The 17,391-nt window shown below is 63.0% G+C and carries 20 protein-coding genes; 12 read left to right on the top strand and 8 right to left on the bottom strand.

Going from position 1 to position 17,391, the window contains the following annotated elements; genetic code table 11:
• Positions 1-16: 16 nt before the first annotated feature.
• Both EOA16_RS12580 and EOA16_RS12585 read right to left on the bottom strand, forming a co-directional pair.
• Positions 17-430: a hypothetical protein gene (locus tag EOA16_RS12580; protein WP_127258371.1), complete on the bottom strand. Its 414-nt coding sequence runs from the start codon at positions 428-430 to the stop codon at positions 17-19.
• A 107-nt stretch (positions 431-537) separates the two neighbouring features.
• Positions 538-1,263: a DUF2259 domain-containing protein gene (locus EOA16_RS12585; RefSeq protein ID WP_127258319.1), complete on the bottom strand. Its 726-nt coding sequence runs from the start codon at positions 1,261-1,263 to the stop codon at positions 538-540.
• A gap of 128 nt (positions 1,264-1,391) precedes the next feature.
• Here EOA16_RS12585 and EOA16_RS12590 point away from each other — a divergent pair, with 128 nt between their 5' ends.
• Entirely contained in the window at positions 1,392-1,646 is a 255-nt protein-coding gene (locus tag EOA16_RS12590; RefSeq protein WP_027036965.1) for a DUF2171 domain-containing protein, read from the top strand.
• Between the two features lie 13 nt (positions 1,647-1,659).
• Here the strand turns inward: EOA16_RS12590 and EOA16_RS12595 are convergent, their stop codons facing one another.
• Together EOA16_RS12595 and EOA16_RS12600 are read right to left on the bottom strand one after the other, a co-directional pair.
• Complete coding sequence (locus EOA16_RS12595; RefSeq protein WP_127258321.1) at positions 1,660-2,685, bottom strand: P1 family peptidase; 1,026 nt, start codon at positions 2,683-2,685, stop codon at positions 1,660-1,662.
• Positions 2,685-3,758: an ABC transporter substrate-binding protein gene (locus EOA16_RS12600; protein WP_127258323.1), complete on the bottom strand. Its 1,074-nt coding sequence runs from the start codon at positions 3,756-3,758 to the stop codon at positions 2,685-2,687. Before EOA16_RS12600 ends, EOA16_RS12595 begins: the two co-directional genes overlap by 1 nt.
• Before the next feature lie 179 nt (positions 3,759-3,937).
• Between EOA16_RS12600 and EOA16_RS12605 the strand changes: the two genes are divergently transcribed.
• From EOA16_RS12605 to EOA16_RS12640, 7 genes are all read left to right on the top strand, one after another.
• Positions 3,938-4,465 (top strand): flavin reductase, encoded by a 528-nt coding sequence (locus EOA16_RS12605; protein WP_127258325.1) that lies wholly within the window; start codon positions 3,938-3,940, stop codon positions 4,463-4,465.
• A complete protein-coding gene (locus EOA16_RS12610) occupies positions 4,462-5,391 on the top strand; it encodes a MoxR family ATPase (RefSeq protein WP_127258327.1) in 930 nt (309 codons plus the stop codon). Before EOA16_RS12605 ends, EOA16_RS12610 begins: the two co-directional genes overlap by 4 nt.
• A gap of 3 nt (positions 5,392-5,394) precedes the next feature.
• Positions 5,395-6,639, top strand: a complete 1,245-nt coding sequence (locus EOA16_RS12615; RefSeq protein ID WP_127258329.1) for a VWA domain-containing protein — start codon at positions 5,395-5,397, stop codon at positions 6,637-6,639.
• 60 nt (positions 6,640-6,699) lie between these two features.
• Positions 6,700-7,038 (top strand): XdhC family protein, encoded by a 339-nt coding sequence (locus tag EOA16_RS12620; protein WP_013532112.1) that lies wholly within the window; start codon positions 6,700-6,702, stop codon positions 7,036-7,038.
• A 6-nt stretch (positions 7,039-7,044) separates the two neighbouring features.
• Positions 7,045-7,749: an XdhC family protein gene (locus tag EOA16_RS12625; RefSeq protein ID WP_127258331.1), complete on the top strand. Its 705-nt coding sequence runs from the start codon at positions 7,045-7,047 to the stop codon at positions 7,747-7,749.
• Entirely contained in the window at positions 7,746-9,356 is a 1,611-nt protein-coding gene (locus tag EOA16_RS12630; protein WP_127258333.1) for a molybdopterin-binding/glycosyltransferase family 2 protein, read from the top strand. Before EOA16_RS12625 ends, EOA16_RS12630 begins: the two co-directional genes overlap by 4 nt.
• A gap of 245 nt (positions 9,357-9,601) precedes the next feature.
• Positions 9,602-10,453 carry an alpha/beta hydrolase gene (locus tag EOA16_RS12640; RefSeq protein WP_127258335.1) on the top strand — a complete coding sequence of 284 codons (852 nt, stop codon included), beginning with the start codon at positions 9,602-9,604 and terminating at the stop codon, positions 10,451-10,453.
• Positions 10,454-10,478: 25 nt separating this feature from the next.
• Here EOA16_RS12640 and EOA16_RS12645 read toward each other — a convergent pair whose 3' ends face one another.
• Positions 10,479-11,531 carry a DUF1176 domain-containing protein gene (locus EOA16_RS12645; RefSeq protein WP_127258336.1) on the bottom strand — a complete coding sequence of 351 codons (1,053 nt, stop codon included), beginning with the start codon at positions 11,529-11,531 and terminating at the stop codon, positions 10,479-10,481.
• A gap of 138 nt (positions 11,532-11,669) precedes the next feature.
• On the opposite strand from EOA16_RS12645, the gene EOA16_RS12650 reads away from it, so the two are divergent.
• Positions 11,670-12,176: a DUF1993 family protein gene (locus EOA16_RS12650; protein WP_127258338.1), complete on the top strand. Its 507-nt coding sequence runs from the start codon at positions 11,670-11,672 to the stop codon at positions 12,174-12,176.
• A 59-nt stretch (positions 12,177-12,235) separates the two neighbouring features.
• Here EOA16_RS12650 and EOA16_RS12655 read toward each other — a convergent pair whose 3' ends face one another.
• On the bottom strand, positions 12,236-12,400 hold the full coding sequence (locus EOA16_RS12655) for a hypothetical protein (protein ID WP_023706483.1): 165 nt from the start codon (positions 12,398-12,400) through the stop codon (positions 12,236-12,238).
• A gap of 311 nt (positions 12,401-12,711) precedes the next feature.
• Here EOA16_RS12655 and EOA16_RS12660 point away from each other — a divergent pair, with 311 nt between their 5' ends.
• From EOA16_RS12660 to EOA16_RS12670, 3 genes are all read left to right on the top strand, one after another.
• Complete coding sequence (locus EOA16_RS12660) at positions 12,712-13,167, top strand: hypothetical protein (protein WP_127258340.1); 456 nt, start codon at positions 12,712-12,714, stop codon at positions 13,165-13,167.
• Positions 13,168-13,283: 116 nt separating this feature from the next.
• Entirely contained in the window at positions 13,284-14,351 is a 1,068-nt protein-coding gene (locus tag EOA16_RS12665) for an aldo/keto reductase (protein ID WP_127258342.1), read from the top strand.
• A 41-nt stretch (positions 14,352-14,392) separates the two neighbouring features.
• Entirely contained in the window at positions 14,393-15,661 is a 1,269-nt protein-coding gene (locus tag EOA16_RS12670) for a cysteine desulfurase-like protein (RefSeq protein ID WP_164754232.1), read from the top strand.
• A gap of 9 nt (positions 15,662-15,670) precedes the next feature.
• Here EOA16_RS12670 and EOA16_RS12675 read toward each other — a convergent pair whose 3' ends face one another.
• Together EOA16_RS12675 and EOA16_RS12680 are read right to left on the bottom strand one after the other, a co-directional pair.
• Positions 15,671-16,699: a histone deacetylase family protein gene (locus EOA16_RS12675; RefSeq protein ID WP_127258346.1), complete on the bottom strand. Its 1,029-nt coding sequence runs from the start codon at positions 16,697-16,699 to the stop codon at positions 15,671-15,673.
• Positions 16,696-17,208 (bottom strand): GNAT family N-acetyltransferase, encoded by a 513-nt coding sequence (locus EOA16_RS12680; RefSeq protein ID WP_164754233.1) that lies wholly within the window; start codon positions 17,206-17,208, stop codon positions 16,696-16,698. The genes EOA16_RS12675 and EOA16_RS12680 overlap by 4 nt, the downstream gene beginning before the upstream one ends.
• Between the last annotated feature and the right edge of the window lie 183 nt (positions 17,209-17,391).

The raw sequence follows: 17,391 nt of genomic DNA on the forward strand, positions 1-17,391 counted from the left end.
GAGGCGAGCAAAATGCTCAACGCTGCTGGCGCGCAAACCAGACGCCCGCGGCAAACAGAGCGATGAAACCAACTGGAAAATAGAGCCGGATGCCCAGCACCACGAACTGATAGAGCGCAATCAACGTCGTGAAGACGAACTGGAGGACCCAGGTGCGGGTGAAAGCAGGTGCATGCCACTCGGCGTAATAGGAGCGATACTGCAGGGCAAACAGCCCGCCGGTCAGGCCGATCGTCGCAGCAGCGAGGCACACGAACGCCGCGGCGAAGGCAACCTCCCAGCGCCTTCCCTGCGAGACCAGCCGCGCCGCGAACAGACCGATCGGAAAGGCCAGCGCAGCTCCCACCGCAAACAGCGCGGTGACAATGCGGATTTTCGCCGGCGTCTGCCAGTCGTCCAACAACAGAGTGACAAGTGCACTGGCGCCCATCGTCACAGCCCACAACAAGGCGCCGAAAAGCGCCGTGCGCGGCGTCGGTATCGCGCGGCGAAGGTGGTTCAACGCACGATCGCGCGCGGCGGGTTGAGCAGGGGATGTCACAGCCGGCCGGTCACCGCGATCCAGCGAAAGTCCGGCCCCTCGAAGCCGTATTGGCGCACCGCGATCAGCACCGCATAGGCGCTGAGGCTGTCCATAGAAAAGGTCTGCACGGCGCCGATGCGATAGCCGTTCGGACAACCCCGGCTTTTCGGTATCGCCTTGTCTTCGTGCAGCAGCTTCGTCGTGCCGCCATCCTGCGCCTCGATGCGCAGCAGCCGAAAGCCGTTGATCTCGCCCTGGCTCTCGCAGCCCGCGGTGCTGTTCATGCCTAGCTCGTCGAGGCGGAACTCGAGCGGCTGGTCGACCGGCGAGAAGATCGGGCGAGGGTTGACCGCCATCCGGTGCGGATCGGCCGAAAGCTCGGTCACCGGATTGAAACCCGCGGTGATGCCGCGATTGGCGCTCAGCTCGGCCTGACTGACAATGGCTTCGCCTTTTTGCCGGGCCTGAAGGCGGGCCGCGTCCAGTTTGGCGTTCTCGTCCTCAAGCCGGACCCGGATCGGTGTGCCCTTGAGAAAGCTGTCGGTGCTGGTGTCGATGTGGTAGCGGTTGGCATAGGGAAAGCCCGATCCATCCTGCACGCCATATTCCTCGAAAGCAAAGACGCTGCCGTCCTTGGTGAAGCCGAGGATTTCAAGTTCGGCGACATCGCCGGCATGAGCGGCGATCGAGGTCGCAAACTGTGCAAGCAGGCCAACGGCAAACAGAAAGAGCATTCGCATCGGTCTTCACCCCCGTCATCGTCTCAATCCCCTAGCACGACAGAATCAAAACGTCGTGCAGTGCGAAAGCCGATGCATCCAATCGGCCTGTCATTTGTTAATGTCGGCAGTTCCAATGGAGAACCACCATGACCGACACCAGCAAAATTCGTGAACATATGGAAGTCGTCGGCGCCGATGGCGTGCATGTCGGCACCGTCGACAAGGTCGATGGCCAGCGCATCAAGCTGACCAGGGCCGATAGCGGCGAGGGCGCTCACAAGGGCCATCACCATTACATTCCCCTGAGCCTGATTGCCGAGGTCGATGGCAAGAAGGTCTGGCTGTCGGCGAATTCCGATGTCGCGGTGACGTTCGAGGAAGAAAAGTCCGATCCGGTCTGATCAACCCTTCGCTTCACCCCAAGCGTGACGACCAGACCGGAAACAGATCGTTTTCGGCAGGCGTCGCGGCAAACACGCCGCGGCTGATGGCCCGCGCCATCGTGGCGCCGGCCGCAGCGTAGAGATCGATCGCCGCATCGGCGGCGAGTTCGATGCCGCTCATGCCCGTCGCCAGCGCAAACACCAGGTCGCCATCGGCCGGCGTGTGGGTCGGCCAGATGGCGCGCACGAACCCGTCATGCGCCGATATCGCCAGCCGTTTTGCAGCGGCCTTGGTGAGAACGGCATCGGTGGCAATGACGGCGATGGTGGTGTTGCCGCCGGTCTCCGTCTGCTGGTCAAAATGTTTGTCGCGGTATTTCAAAAGAATCCGTTTCGCCTCGTCCGGCATCGGCGAGGGATAGCCAAGCCCACCGAATTCGTCGCCGATTTCGAACGGTGCCGCCCAGAAATGGCGGGTTCGACCTGTTGTCACAGATCCGGTCGGGTTGACGGCGGCCAGCGCACCGATGGTGACGCCATTGTCGAGCAGCGTCGAGGCGGAGCCGAGGCCGCCTTTCAGCCCCGAAGTAAGCGCGCCGGTGCCGGCGCCGATCGTCCCAAGCTGGAAATCGGCGGTGGCGGTTTGCGCTGCTTCATAGCCAAGCTCGCGGTAGGGCGGATAACGGCCCCAATCCTTGTCGCCGCCATTGCGCAGGTCGAACAGGATCGCCGACGGCACGATCGGCACGCGAAAGCCACCGACCTCGAGGCCGATGCCGCGTTCACGCAACGCCGCCTGCACGCCGGAAGCCGCGTCAAGGCCGAAAGCCGAACCGCCCGAAAGCACCACGGCGTGCACCACCTCGACCGAATTGTGCGGTTCGAGAAGGTCTGTCTCGCGGGTGCCCGGCGCACCGCCCAGGATCTGGACGCCGGCCACCGTCGGCCCATCGCAAAGGATAGTCGTGACGCCTGATTTCAGCCTCGCGTCGGACGCATTGCCGACGCGCAGGCCGGCAACGTCGGTGATCAGGTTGCGTGGGCCGGTGCGAAACATCAGTTGCTTTCCAAAGGCGCAAAACGCGTGCCGTCGAAGCGGAAGACGCGATAGGGGCTCTTGCTGAGGTCGCCCTTCGCATCAAACCGGATCGGCCCGATCGCAGTGGTGAAATCCTGTCCGGTCAGGGCTTCAGTCATCGGCTTGCCCGAGCTTTCGGACAAGCCTGACGCCGCCTTGGCGATCTCGATCGCCGCAAAGGCCGGCAGCGTATAACCATCCGGCACGATCTTCTGCGTGGCGAAGGCTGCCAGCACTTTGGGGTCGGCGACATCGGCCCATTCCGGCGGTGCGATCATCAGTGTGCCCAAGGCATAGGGCACGTCGCCCGGCGGTGTGCGGAGATTTTCGCCGCCGGCAAAGACGATGCCCGCTTGAAGCTGTGCGGCATCGCGGCCCATGATGGCGATGTCGTCGCCGTCGCCGCCGGCAAAGACATGCGTGGCGCCGGCCTTCTTCAGGCGACCGATCATGCCGATCTGATTGTCGAGCTGTGGCCGGAACGTGTCGACGAACACAGGTTTCAGCGCCGCCTGCTCGGCCGCAGCCCGCAACGTCTCGGCGATCTCACGGCCATAGATGGTGCCGTCGTCGATGATGGCGAACAGCTCGTTCTGCCACAGACGGGTGAGGGCGGAGGCGACGGTGTTGCGCTCATCGTCGCCGCGTGGCCCGAGGCGATAGACCGGCCAGCCGGTCTTGGCGCGGCGGTCGGTCAGGCTTTCGGTTCGCACACCAACGGTGATGACGGGAATGTTGGCGTCCTTGAGGATAGGCATCGCCGCCTCGATCGCCTCGGTGCAGAGGAAGCCGACCACGATATTGACCTTGGCGGCTGCGAATTCCCTGGCCGCGGCAGCGCCGCCATCGGCGGTGCAGGCGTCATCCACGATCTTGAGTTCGATGCCGTTCGCTTCGGCGGCCAGACCGGTGCCGGCCTCGATCTGCTTGCCGAGAATGGCCGATGGTCCCGACAGGGGCGCTGAGACGCCGACCAGCAGCGTCTGGGCGCTGGCGGCGCTGGCCATGAACAGCCAGAACAGCGCCGCTATTGTTGTTGTCCTGGGTCGCATTCGGGCGATGGGGTCCTCCGTGCCGGTCTTATGCTCCTGGCACTATTGCCGCCAAGACCTAAAGGCTGCCCGGCCTTGGTGCAACACGCGAATTTCGGGATATGGCTCAGGCACTTCGCTTGTGGCGGGCTATGTCTGGCCATATATGTCGGTAGGATCCTGACCATGGAAAATTTACGGTGCTGAAGAAGAACGACATTGGGCCGCAGGCCTATCGCGATGCGATGAGCCACTTTGCCGGCCACGTCCATGTGGTCACCACCGACGGGCCGGCCGGCAGGCGAGGCACGACGGTGATCGCCGCCTGTTCGGTGTCGGACACGCCGCCCACCATCCTGGTCTGTCTCAACCGCGAAAATGCCAAGAATGAGCTGTTCGTGAAAAACGGCAGGTTTGCCCTGAACACGCTGGCCTCGCACCAGGAGCCGCTGTCGGTCGGCTTTTCCGGCATCACCGGCCTGCCGGTCGAGGAACGTTTCGCGCTCGGCGAGTGGGACGTGATCTCGACAGGCGCGCCGACGCTGAAAGGTGCGCTCGCCGTGTTCGACTGCGAATTGATCGACACCAAGGACCTGGCCACCCATCGTGTGCTTTTTGGCAAGGTGACAGGCCTGCGGATGGGCGATAATTTGCGGCCGCTGATCTATCACGCCCGCGGCTACCACGTCCTGGAAAGCGGAGCGGCGGCGTTCACGGAGAAAGAATGACCGAGCTGAAACCGCGCGCCGTGCCACGGACGATCGACGAGACGCTCGATCTCCTGACCGGTGCGGACTATGTGGCGGACCGGTCGCTGGCGACCGTGCTGTTCCTGTCGTTGCGTATGAAGCGGCCGCTTTTCCTCGAAGGCGAGGCCGGCGTCGGCAAGACCGAGATCGCCAAGGTGTTGGCACAGGCGCTTGGCCGCCGGCTGATCCGCCTGCAGTGCTATGAAGGCCTAGACGTCTCGTCCGCCGTCTATGAGTGGAACTACGCCGCGCAGATGATCGAAATCCGCATGGAGGAGGCGGCCGGCAAGGTGGAGCGCTCCGCCATGGAGCGCAACGTCTTCTCCGAAAAATACCTGATCCGCCGACCGGTGCTCGATGCGCTGACCGGAAAGACGGGCGCTGCCCCGGTTTTCCTGATCGATGAGCTCGACCGCACCGACGAGGCGTTCGAGGCCTTCCTGCTCGAAATCCTGTCTGACTTCCAGGTGACGGTGCCCGAACTCGGCACTATCAAGGCGGAAGAACCGCCGATCGTCATCATCACCACCAACCGCACCCGTGAAATCCATGACGCGCTGAAGCGGCGCTGCCTCTATCACTGGGTCGACTATCCCAATGCCGAGCGCGAGCTGGAGATCGTGCGCCGCAAGGTGCCGCAGGCCAACCAGCGGCTTTCGGCAGAAGTGGTCTCCTTCATCCAGAAGCTGCGCCAGATCGAATTGTTCAAGGTGCCTGGTGTCGCCGAAACCATCGACTGGGCCGGCGCGCTGACCGAGCTCGACAAGGTGGCGCTCGATCCGGAAACCGTGTCCGACACGATCGGCGTGCTGTTGAAATACCAGGACGACATTGCCCGCATCGAACAGGGCGAAGGCCGGCGCATCCTCAACGAGGTGAAGGCCGAGCTTTCGGCGGCGGAGTAGGCGATGTTGCGCACCGAACCGAAAGAGGCCATGCCGCACGGGCGGATCGCCGACAACATCGTCTATTTTGCCCGCACCTTGCGCAAGGCCGGCATGCGGGTCGGGCCGGCTTCGGTCAAGGACGCAATCGAGGCGGTGCTCGCCGCCGGCATCGGTTCGCGCGATGATTTCTACTGGACGCTGCACGCCGTGCTGGTGTCGCGGCATGAGGATCACGCCATTTTCGATGAAGCCTTCCGGCTGTTCTGGAAATCGCGCGAGCTGATCGAAAAGATGCTGGCGATGTTTTCGCCGGTCGCACCAGACAACAGGGAAAAGCAGAAGCCCCGTGCTGCCGAGAACCGAGTCAGCCAGGCCATGTTCGAAGGCCACCAGAAAAACCAGCCGCGCCAAGAAATCCCCGAGATCGAGGTCGACGCCCGCTTCACTTTCTCCGGCAATGAGGTGCTGCGGGCCAAGGACTTTGCCCAGATGAACGCCGCCGAAATGGCCGACGCCAAGAAGGCGATCGCCCAGCTGCGGCTGCCTTTCGACATGGTGCGGACGCGCCGCTTCAAGGCCGATGCGCATGGTCGTCGCATCGATCCGCGCGCCATGATGCGTTCGGCCGCGCGCACCGGCGGCGAATTGATCCTGCCGAAATTCCGCTCAGCCCGGGAGGTTCATCCGCCGCTGGTTGTGCTCGCCGACATTTCCGGCTCGATGAGCCAGTACACGCGCATTTTCCTGCATTTCCTGCATGCGCTGACGGAAAAACGCCGGCGCGTGCACACCTTCGTCTTCGGTACCCGGCTCACCAACCTGACCCGGCAGATGCGCCATCGCGACCCCGATGCAGCCCTGGCCGACTGTTCGGCGGCGGTCAGGGACTGGTCGGGCGGCACCCGCATCGGCGACACGCTGGCTGAGTTCAACCTGATATGGTCGCGGCGCGTGCTGGGGCAGGGCGCAGTCGTGCTTCTGATCACGGATGGGCTTGAGCGCGACGATGTCGCCGGCCTGTCGGAGGAGATGGAGCGCCTGCACAAATCCTGCCGGCGGTTGATCTGGCTGAACCCATTGCTGCGCTTCGACGGCTTCCAGGCGCGCGCCCGTGGCGTCAAGGCGATGCTGCCGCATGTCGACGAGTTCCGCTCGGTGCACAATCTCGACGCGCTCGCCGATCTCTGCGCGTCATTGGACAAGAAGTCGGCACAATCCGTCGATCCGCGCCGGTGGCTGGAAGCTGGCGCGAGGCACGCCGCATAACCATATCTTTCCCATCCGGAAAACAGATCCCGAGAAAAACAGACTTCTGGAGAAACGGTCATGGAAAACAGCATTTATCTGGATGAGGCCCGCGACCCGCTGATCATTGCGGAGGGCTGGATGAAGGACGGCAAGGACGTGGCCATCGCGACAGTGGTCGAGACCTGGGGATCGGCGCCCCGACCTGTAGGCAGCCATCTGGTCATCGACGCCGACGGCAATTTCCACGGCTCCGTCTCGGGCGGCTGCGTCGAAGGCGCTGTGGTCAGCGAGGCCATCGACGTCATCGACAGCGGCAAGGCCAGGATGCTGGAGTTCGGTGTTGCCGATGAAACCGCATGGCAGGTCGGCCTGTCCTGTGGCGGTCGCATCAAGGTGTATGTCGAAAGGCTCGGCTGATCTCGAATGGATCCCTATGCACTGAAAACACTGAACGCCGAACGACGCGCCCGCCGCGCGGCGATCCTGGTCACCGATCTCGGTGATGGCCGCGACCGGATCGTGCGCGAGGGCGATCAGGTCGCCGGCGATCTCGGAACCGCGATCGCCAAGGCGTTCCGCACCGGCAACTCCGGTTCGGTCGAAGCAGAGGGGCGGACTTTCTTTCTCAACGCGCATCTGCCGCAGCCGCGTCTGGTCGTGATTGGCGCCGTCCATATCAGCCAGGCGCTGGCGCCGATGGCGAAGATCGCCGGCTATCCAGTGGAGATCATCGACCCCCGCACCGCCTTCGCCACGCCGGATCGCTTTCCCGACGTGGCGCTGCATGCCGAATGGCCGGAGGATGTGCTGAAACGCCAGCCGCTTGACAGCTACACCGCGCTCGCCGCTGTCACCCATGACCCGAAGGTCGATGATTTCGCGCTGAAGGCCGCGCTCGACGCCAACTGTTTCTATGTCGGAGCGCTCGGCAGCAGGAAGACGCATGCCAAGCGCGTCGAACGCTTGCTGGCAATGGGCGCGAGCGCCGAACAGATCGCGCGTATTCATGCGCCGATCGGGCTCGACATCGGTGCTGCCAGCCCGGGAGAGATCGCTGTTGCGGTGTTGGCCCAGGCGATCCACGCCTTCCGCTCGCGCGGTCTCGATGCCAAGGGCGCGGCTGCGTGAAATTCGGCCCGATCCCGATCGAGACGGCGGAAGGCGCGGTGCTGGCGCACTCCACCATCGCTGGTGAACGCCGCTTCCGCAAGGCGCACAGGCTGAGCGCCGAAGATGTGACACTGCTGCGGGCTGCCGGTGTTTTCGAGGTCGTTGCGGCTGTGCTGGCTGAGGACGACCTCGGCGAGGATGCGGCCGCGCAAACGATTGCCGAGAGCATGGCCTTTCGCGGCATCGAGGCCAAGCCTGCCGCGACCGGGCGGGTCAACCTCCATGCCAAGGCGCCGGGCATCTTCACGGTCGATGCCGCTGCCATCGACGCCATCAATGCCATCGATCCAGCCATCACCATCGCCACGCTGGCGCAGCATGCGCCGGTCGAGAAAGGCCAGATGGTCGCGACGGTGAAAATCATTCCCTTCGCGGTCAGTTCGGCGCTGGTCGACGCCGCGACAGAAATCTGCGCCGCAGGCGAGATCTTTGCCGTCAATGCCTACCGGCCCGTGCGTGTCGGCGTCATCCAGACGGTTCTGCCGGGCATCAAGCCTTCCGTGCTGGACAAGACGCTGCGCGTCACCGAAGCGCGGCTGGCGCGCACCGGGGGCAGGCTGACGGCCGAGCGCCGCACGCCGCATGAGATCGCGCCGGTGGCGGAGGCCACGGCTTCCCTGGTGCGTGACAATGACATGGTGGTGATCTTCGGCGCCTCGGCGATGAGCGATTTCGCCGATGTCATTCCAGCGGCGATCCAGAAAGCGGGTGGTACTGTCATCCGCGCCGGCATGCCGGTCGATCCAGGCAACCTGCTGGTGTTGGGTATGCTTGATGGCAAGCGCGTCATTGGCGCGCCCGGCTGCGCCCGCAGCCCCAAGGAAAACGGCTTTGACTGGGTGCTCGACAGGCTGATCGCCGGTCTCGACGTGACGGCCAGGGATATTGCCGGCATGGGCGTCGGCGGGCTGTTGATGGAAATCCCGACGCGACCGCAGCCGCGCGAACCGCTGCCGGCCAAAAGCCAGCTCAGGGTCGGCATCGTCCTGCTGGCGGCCGGCCGGTCGAGCCGCATGGGCGGGCCGAACAAGCTTCTGGCACTGTTCGACGGCAAGCCGCTGGTGCGCCGCACCGCCGAGCGGGCGCTCGGCTCGAAGGCGTCTGGCACTGTCGTCGTCACCGGCCACCAGCGCGAGCGGGTGCGCGCCGCGCTGGCGGGCCTCGACGTGACCTTCGCCGACAATCCCGATTTTACCGAGGGCCTGTCCACTTCGCTGAAGGCCGGCATTGCCTATCTGCCGGAAGACGCCGCCGGCGTGATGATCGTTCTCGGCGACATGCCTGATATCACGTCCGATGACCTCGACAGGTTGATCGATGCTTTCCGCAAGGCCGGCGGCAATTCGGTGGTGCGCGCCTCGCATGACGGCAGGCGCGGCAACCCGGTGCTGTTGCCGCGTTCGCTGTTTCCGGCGATCGCCCATCTCGAAGGCGACACCGGCGCTCGCCATCTGGTCGAGACCGAAGGGCTCGATGTCATCGATGTCGAGATCGGCGCGGCGGCGTCTGTCGATGTCGACACGCGCGAGGCGCTGGAAGGCGCCGGCGGCGTGCTGCAGGATTGACAAACCCAAGCCGAATTAAGCATGCCTTGGGCATGGCTTTCCGGTTCCCTCCCTCTGCGTTTGCGCCCTTACCCCCCTCTGGCCTCCCGGCCATCTCCCCCTCAAGGGGAGAGATCGGCAGTTTCGACGGCGGCGTCCATCTTGCTTTGGAGATTGGCGAAAGCCGAAGGCGCATCCAATCTCCCCCCTTGAGGGGGAGATGGCCGGCAGGTCAGAGGGGGGCGTGCCGCGCAGTCCTCACAGCCATGCTTTTCTTGCTTTCTTATGCCGCCCACGCTGCCGCTCTCGAACTAAAACCCTTCAAGGACGATCTCTTCGCCTATCCGGTCACGCTGTCGTCCGACACCAACGGCGCCTACACGGTCATCGATTACCGCGAGATGCGTGACATCAACCAGCGTGACCAGGTGCCCGAGCGCCGGGTGAACGCCCAATATACCGACACCAGCGTGCGCAAGGTGCAGCAGGATCTGTTGCTGAAAACCGATGCCGGCGATGTCAGGCATGTCGCCGTCGGCAAGACCGAGGGCGCCGGCATCATCGTGCTTTACCTGCACGGGCAGGGCGGCAGCCGCAAGCAGGGTGTCGACGACTTCACCTTCGGCGGCAATTTCAACCGGCTCAAGAACCTGATGGCCGGCAATGGCGGCCTCTATCTCAGCCCGGATTTTACCGATTTCGGCGACAAGGGAGCAGCGCAGGTGGCAGCGCTGATCGGTCACTATGCCGAACAATCTCCAGGCGCGAAGATCTTCGTCGCCTGCGGCTCGATGGGCGGCGCGCTGTGCTGGAAGCTTGCCGCGCGCAAGGACATGGGCGGCCGCATCAGCGGCCTGCTGCTGCTCGGCTCGCTGTGGGATGAGAGCTTCTTCGCCAGCCCTGCTTTCAAGCGCCGTGTGCCGGTCTTTTTCGGCCAGGGCAGTCACGACGTGGTCTTCCCAGTGGCGAATCAGGAAGCATTCTTTCGCTCGATCCTGGCCAAATCGAAGACTTACCCGACCCATTTCGTCCGCTTCGAGACCGGCACCCATGGCACGCCGATCCGCATGACCGACTGGCGCGGCACGCTCAACTGGATGCTGTCGAAGTCGCCCTAGCGCTGCCTGCAGGCCCGTGTGACGCTCAGGGCGCAGTGTTGTAGTCGACGACAGTCTCGGGGTTTTGCTCGCCGTCATAGGATGCATCGACGTCGTACTGGACCAGCGAGAAATTGCCGTTGCGAAACAGATACGTGCCGGCGTCGGAAGCATCGCCGATCCCGCGCCACTTGTTGAATGTGGTGATCGTTTGGGTGGCCTCGTCATAGTCGGAATTGACCGCCCAGCCGGACGTCTGGAAACCGACGATGCTCATGCCCAGCAATTTGCCGTTGCTGTCATTGTTCTCGTAGCGGATGTCCATCTTGGGTTCGGCGAATTGCAATTGCTGCACGGCCGATATCTCGTCGGTCATGTAGTAGACCGAGCTTTCATTGTAGGCGGCGGCCGAGCAGGAAAAATGGAACAGCCGCGTCTCCTTGTCGGGGTCGCCGGGCTGCGCATCCTTGTCCTTGTATCTGATTGAAAAGACCGTCGGCTCGTCGGCCAGGAACTGTTTGTCGCACTGGCCGCCATAGGTTGCCAGAAACGCCTTCCTGGCCTGCTCCAGCGCGGTGTCCTTCTTCGGTGGCGGCGGCCCGTCGCCGCAGCTTGGCGGCAGCGCTTCCTCGAAACCGGCGGTGGAGGGTTTCAGCGCGCCTTTTTCGATATGGATCGGATCGAAAGGTGGTTCCGCCTGGATCTGGGCATTCACCTGGCGCAGCGTATAGCAGCCGGCAAAGACCTTTTCGCCGCCGCTCTTGTCGGTGGCGCGGATGGCGACGGGGACGTTGTAGAAAATGCTGCCGGCCGCACCTTCGTCCGAGACAGCCCCGGTCAAGACCTCGACGTTGTCGGTGCCGTCATAGCCCTTGACGAAACTGTCGAAATCCTTTGCTGGCTTTGTATCGCCGAAATACCCCCAGGCGCGGGCGAATTCGTGCCGGCTGATGGCGCTGTAGAGCGAACGCACAACAGCATCGGCGCTCGACCGATCGTCGACATAGGGCGCTTTGGAGGCATCGTCGGCGGCCAATACCGTTTGGCCGATCGGTGCAAGGGAGAGAAAGGCAGTCGCTGCGAAAAGGGCGCGTCTCATCGGGAACCTCCGCTCGATAAGAGGATTCTACGACGGCGATTGCGGCAACGTGGTGACGCAGGGTCGACGGTCTTGAAGAATCGCGCGCGAAGGCGCTACGTCGCGTCCGCCGGCGTTCGGCCGGGCAGGAGATTTGACGTGACGATATCGATGTATGAGGCATCCGTGCCCGTGTTTTCAGCCAGGCTGAAAGCGTTTTCCAATGTGCTTGCGACCGCCGAACAGAATGCGCTGGACCGCAAGATAGACCCGCAGGTTTTTCTGACGGCGCGGCTGGCGCCAGACATGTTCGCCTTGACCAGGCAGGTGCAGATCGCCACCGATCATGCCAAGGGCGCGCCGTCACGGCTCGCCGGCCGCGAAGTGCCGAAATACGAAGACAATGAGGCGAGTTTTGCCGATATCCAGGCTCGCATCACGAAGACGCTCGACCTTCTCGCGACATTTTCGGCTGCCGAGTTCGACGGCTCCGACGACAAGATCATCGAGTTGAAGCTTGGCGGACGGGAAAGTTCGATGCCCGGCCTGCAGTATCTGCTGCATGTGGCCATGCCCAATTTCTATTTCCATCTCACCACCGCCTACGACATCCTTCGCCACAACGGCGTGCCGTTGGGCAAGGCGACGTTCCTGGGATCGCGCTAAGGAATTGGTTTTTGGAGATGTCCCGGACCGATCCGGGACATCTTGAACACCGGGTGTAGCTAGCGAACGGACATTTCGCGGGCGATGCGGGGGAAGTCGGCCGGCTTGATCCCGATGTCGGCGCGGTCGGCATTGCTCATCGAATGAAGCAGCGCGAGCGCCGAGCGGTATCTCAGGTGTTCCTGCGGCCGAGGCCGGGCGAACATTTCAGTGAAGAAACCCATGATTCAAGCCCCAAATTGGTCCTCCACAACTGCCAATATAGGTGAATCGTGACAATTGTGCAGTGCAGCATTTGCATACCTGCCATGTCTTGGCGATTTTTTTCGCCATTTTCTGCAACCAGATGAAACTTTTGGCCGACGCGCATCGTAGCCTCGAATGCTGGCTACGTGGCCGGTTTTTCCTCGACGGCTAAATTCGTTAAGATCGGTGCCATGCATTTTTAACGAGCCGGTTCTATGCTTCGATACCCGAATGGTCGGGCGAGGGGGAGGCTGACATCGCTACTGGCGCCAAGCGGGATTTCGCTTCGTTGCTCGACGACCTCTTCATCGCCCCCGATAAGAATGGCGAGGGCGAAGAGGCCGGCGCTCGCCCATCCATCCCGTTCGACTATCTCTCGGTGGCCGATGAACTCCATTCCGGCCGTATCAAGGTTTCCGCTGCCGAATATCGCGAGGCGGGCGCGGATCTGGCGACTGAATTCGCCGCCTTGCTCGATCATGCCAAGCTGGCTCTCGCCGGCGAAGAGCCAAAGCCCGAGGAGAAACTGCCGCCGATCGATCCTGAAGCCATCGCCGTCGAACTCGGCCTCAATCAGCCCAAGCAGGTCGCCGATTTCGGTCGCATGCGCCGCAGCTTTGCCTTTGCCAACCATCCCGACCGTGTCGCCCCGCATCTGCGCCAGCGCGCCATGATCCGCATGCAAGTGGCCAATATGCTGATCGACGAGGCCAAGCGCCGTGCACTGGCCGGTGCTCGCCGCTAACGCCGCTGGTTCACGCAAAAGTCGATCTGCCGAGGCTTGGAGAGCGCCTCTGCTTTCCCTATAGATGCGGCTTCCTCCCGCGCAGTCGCGCCAGCCTTCCTCCGGAGCCCAATTCCATGCACAAACGCCGTCTCGGTCGGACCGATCTTCTTGTTACCCAGATCTGCCTGGGCTCCATGACCTGGGGCCAGCAGAACACCGAGGCCGAAGGCCACGCCCAGATGGACCTGGCTTTCTCGCGCGGCGTCAATTTCATCGACACCGCCGAGCTTTATCCGATCCCGCCCAAGGCGGAGACGCAAGGGCGGACCGAAAAGATCATCGGCAGCTGGATGAAAGCCAAGGGCAACCGCGACAAGGTGATCCTGGCCTCGAAGGTCGTCGGCCGCACGGCCAACAGCTGGTTTCGCGGCGACAGGCCGTCGCAATTGGTGCGCGCCGATATCTTTGATGCCATCGACAAGTCGCTGGCCAAGCTCGGCACCGACTATATCGACCTCTACCAGATCCATTGGCCTGAACGGGACATCCCCTGGGGCGCCAACCCAACGCGCGTCGGCGCCGTATCGCCACGCGCCGATTCTGTCGGCGCGCCGGCCGACGAAACGCCGGTCGCCGAGACGCTTGCCGTGTTCGACGAGTTGGTGAAGGCGGGAAAGATCCGCCATTTCGGCCTGTCAAACGAGAGTTCCTGGGGCGTGATGCGCTTCCTTGCGGAGGCTGACAAAGGGATCGGTCCGCGCGTCGCGTCGATCCAGAACGCCTACAATCTCGTCAACCGCACCTTTGAGGTGAACCTCGCCGAGGTCTGCGAGCGCGAGCAAGTGTCGCTGCTGCCCTATTCGCCGCTGGCACAGGGCTATCTCACCGGCAAGTACGACCACGGCGCGCGGCCTCAGGGCTCGCGCACGCAGTTGTTCAATCGCGGCCAGCGCTACGAGACGCCAGGTGCCGCCGAAGCACAACTTGAATACAATGAGCTGGCGCGCTCCTTTGGCCTGGAGCCGGCATTGTTTGCCAATGCCTATGTCGCGAGCCGGCCGTTCGTAACATCCAACATCGTCGGCGCAACGACGCTTTCGCAGCTCGACATGGCGCTGTCTTCTGTCGACGTCACCTGGACCGACGAAATGCAGAAGTCAGTGGATGCGATCCACCAGCGGGTCGGCAATCCCTGTCCTTGATTGGCCTGGAATTATCCAGAAATGACAAGAGGGTGGAGACAATGGTGAATTTTCCGATCGAGGCTATCCGGGGGAAATTCCCCGCTCTCTCCCTGACCGACAAGGGTCGCCGCCGCATTTATCTCGACAACCCTGCCGGCACGCAGGTGCCACAGGCGGTGGCGGACGCGGTGTCGCGTTGTCTCTTGACCACCAACGCCAACCTTGGCGGCTATTTCGAAACGACGATTGCCGCGCAAGTTGTCGTCGACGAGGCGCATCAGGCGATGGCCGATTTCCTCGGCGCCGCAAGCCCCGAGGAAATCATCATCGGCGCCAACATGACGACGCTGACCTATCACATGTCACGCACACTCGGCCGCACGATGCAGCCCGGCGACGAGATCATCCTCACCCGCATGGACCATGAGGGCAACGTATCGCCCTGGCTGCAACTGGCCGAGGACCTCGGCCTCGTCGTGCGCTGGCTGCCATTTGACGACAAGAGCTGGCAGGTCGAAGAGGCGACGCTGGCTGGTCTGCTTTCAGACAAGACACGGCTGGTCGCGTTGAACTACGCCAGCAATTTGACCGGCTCGATCAACCGGGTGAAGGCGCTGACTGCGATAGCCAGGAATGCCGGCTCGCTTGTCTATGTCGATGCCGTCCAATTCGCGCCTCACGGCCTGATCGACGTGCAGGAGCTCGGCTGCGATTTCCTGATCTGCTCGGCCTACAAATTCTTCGGTCCGCATATGGGCATTTTGTGGGGTCGGCGTGACGTCATCGATGGCCTGACACCCTACAAATGCCGCTGCTCGTCGAATGGTCTGCCGGAGCGGTTCGAGCTCGGCACGCCGCAGATCGAGTTGATGGCCGGCCTCACGGCGGCGGTCGACTATTTTGCCGACCTGGGTGCGGTGGTGGGCGTGGGTGGTTCAAGAAGGCGGAAGATTGCCAAGGCGTTTGCGGTTTCGATCGCCTATGAAAACCCGCTGGCGCAACAGCTGATCGACGGCCTCTCCGACATTTCAGGTCTGACGATCCATGGCATCACCGATCCGAAGCGGCTTGGCGAGCGCGTGCCGACGGTTTCCTTCACCGTCGACGGCATCGTGCCGGAAACGATCGTTCGGCAAATGAACGCCGAGAACATCTTCCTGTGGTCGGGGCACAATTACGCCTGGGAGATCGTCCATCAGCTCGGCATTCCGGCCGAGCATGGCGTCGTGCGCATCGGCATTGCCCACTACAACACGACAGCCGAAATCGACGAGACGCTGGAGAGCGTGCATCGGGTCATCGCCATGCTCAGGCAGCAACGCTCCTGACGCTGGCATTCACCGCGTCGTGCCGCCGAAGCCGGTGAGGAACGCGGTGAGATTGTCGCCGAGCTCGTCGCAGAGGTAGCCGCCCTCCTGGACGATGACCGTCGGCAGGCCGAGCTTTGCGATGGCCTCGCCGATGCGCGAGAAGCCAGGCGTCGTCACCGAAAGTCCGCCGAACGGATCGCCCTCGAACGCGTCGAGGCCGAGCGCCACGACAAGCGCGTCCGGCGAAAAGGCACGGATGCGCTGGAACGCCACATCGAGCGCTTCGAGAAACGCCGCGTCGGCGGATTTGCGCGGCAAAGGCAGGTTGAAATTGTAGCCGAGGCCCGGCCCTTCGCCGCGCTCGTCGGCATGGCCCCAGAAGAACGGATAGAAGCGCACGGGATCGGCATGTACCGAGACGGTCAGCACATCCGGCCGTGCATAGAAGATGCCTTGCGTGCCGTTGCCGTGATGGAGGTCGACATCGAGGATCGCCACACGCGAAGCCTGTTTGCGCAGAACCTGAGCTGCGACGGCCGAATTGTTGATGAAGCAGAAGCCGCCGGCGACATCGGCAAAGGCATGGTGGCCGGGCGGGCGGCACAGCGCGTAGGCGGCCGGGGCGCCTGACATCACAGTCTCGGCCGCATCGACCGCGCTCCAGGCGCTCCACAGCGCGCTCTGCCATGTTTCGCCCGAGATCGGGCAAGCCGTGTCGGCCATGTGATAGCCGGCCTGACCGACCGCCGAGGCCGGATAGGAACCATTGCGCGCAATCGGATGGATGTTGGGGATCACTTCGGCCGACGCGCCTTCGATGCGCTGCCAGCGTGCGTAGATATGCTCGAGGAAATCGAGATATTCCGGCGTGTGCACCGCCGCGACCGGACCGAGCCCGTGATCCCGAGGTCGTTCGATCGTGCAACCCGCAGATAATGCCCCGGCTAACAATCTCTCGACGCGCTCCGGCTTTTCCGGATTGGGCTGTGCTGCGCCGCTCGAAAGGAAGGCCTTGGGGTCGTGGCGCTTCTGTTCCTCGGCATAGAAGGCTTTCATTCCTGCTCCCCGTTTTCCGGTGCGTCGGCGAAGGCAAAGAACGCCTCGCCGATGATTTTCTGGGTCTGTTCGTAGCTCGACCAGGCGATGCCCAGCCTCTCGTAGAAAGCCTTGGCACTTTCATTGTCGGTGTCGACGGATAGCCTGAGATAGGCGCCGCCTTCCTGCCGGCACTGTGCCGCAACGTGCCGCAACAGCCGTTCGCCGATCTTGCGGCCGCGAAAGCGGTCCTCGACATAGAGATCCTGCACATAGACGCCGGGCCGTCCCATCCAGGTCGAAAAGATCGGAAAATGCAGGCACAGGCCGGCAAATTCGCCGCCGACCTCGGCGATCAGGGTCGAGAAGGCGGGCTTTTCGCCAAAGCCGTAAGTGCGCAGATCATCTGCTGTCGAAATGATCTCCTCGGGCGCACCGATATGCGTGCCGAGTTTCAGGATCGCCGCGTGGATGGTTTCGACGTCTTCGATCCGTCCGGATCGGAGGCGGATTTCTGATGGTTTGCTCACGACAGGCCGGGTGCCCAGGCACCCCCCTCTGTCCTGCCGGACATCTCCCCCTCAAGGGCAGGGGAATCGCAGATAAGTTGATTGTGTATTGCCAAGCAGCAGAAGAAGGATTCTTGAGAGGCTTTCTCGAAGCAGAGGAGGCTGTGATGCCGTTGGTTTTGTCGATCCTGCGAGAAGTTCGCG

The sequence above is a fragment of the Mesorhizobium sp. M7A.F.Ca.US.008.03.1.1 genome (genome assembly GCF_003997495.1).
Lineage (GTDB): Bacteria > Pseudomonadota > Alphaproteobacteria > Rhizobiales > Rhizobiaceae > Mesorhizobium.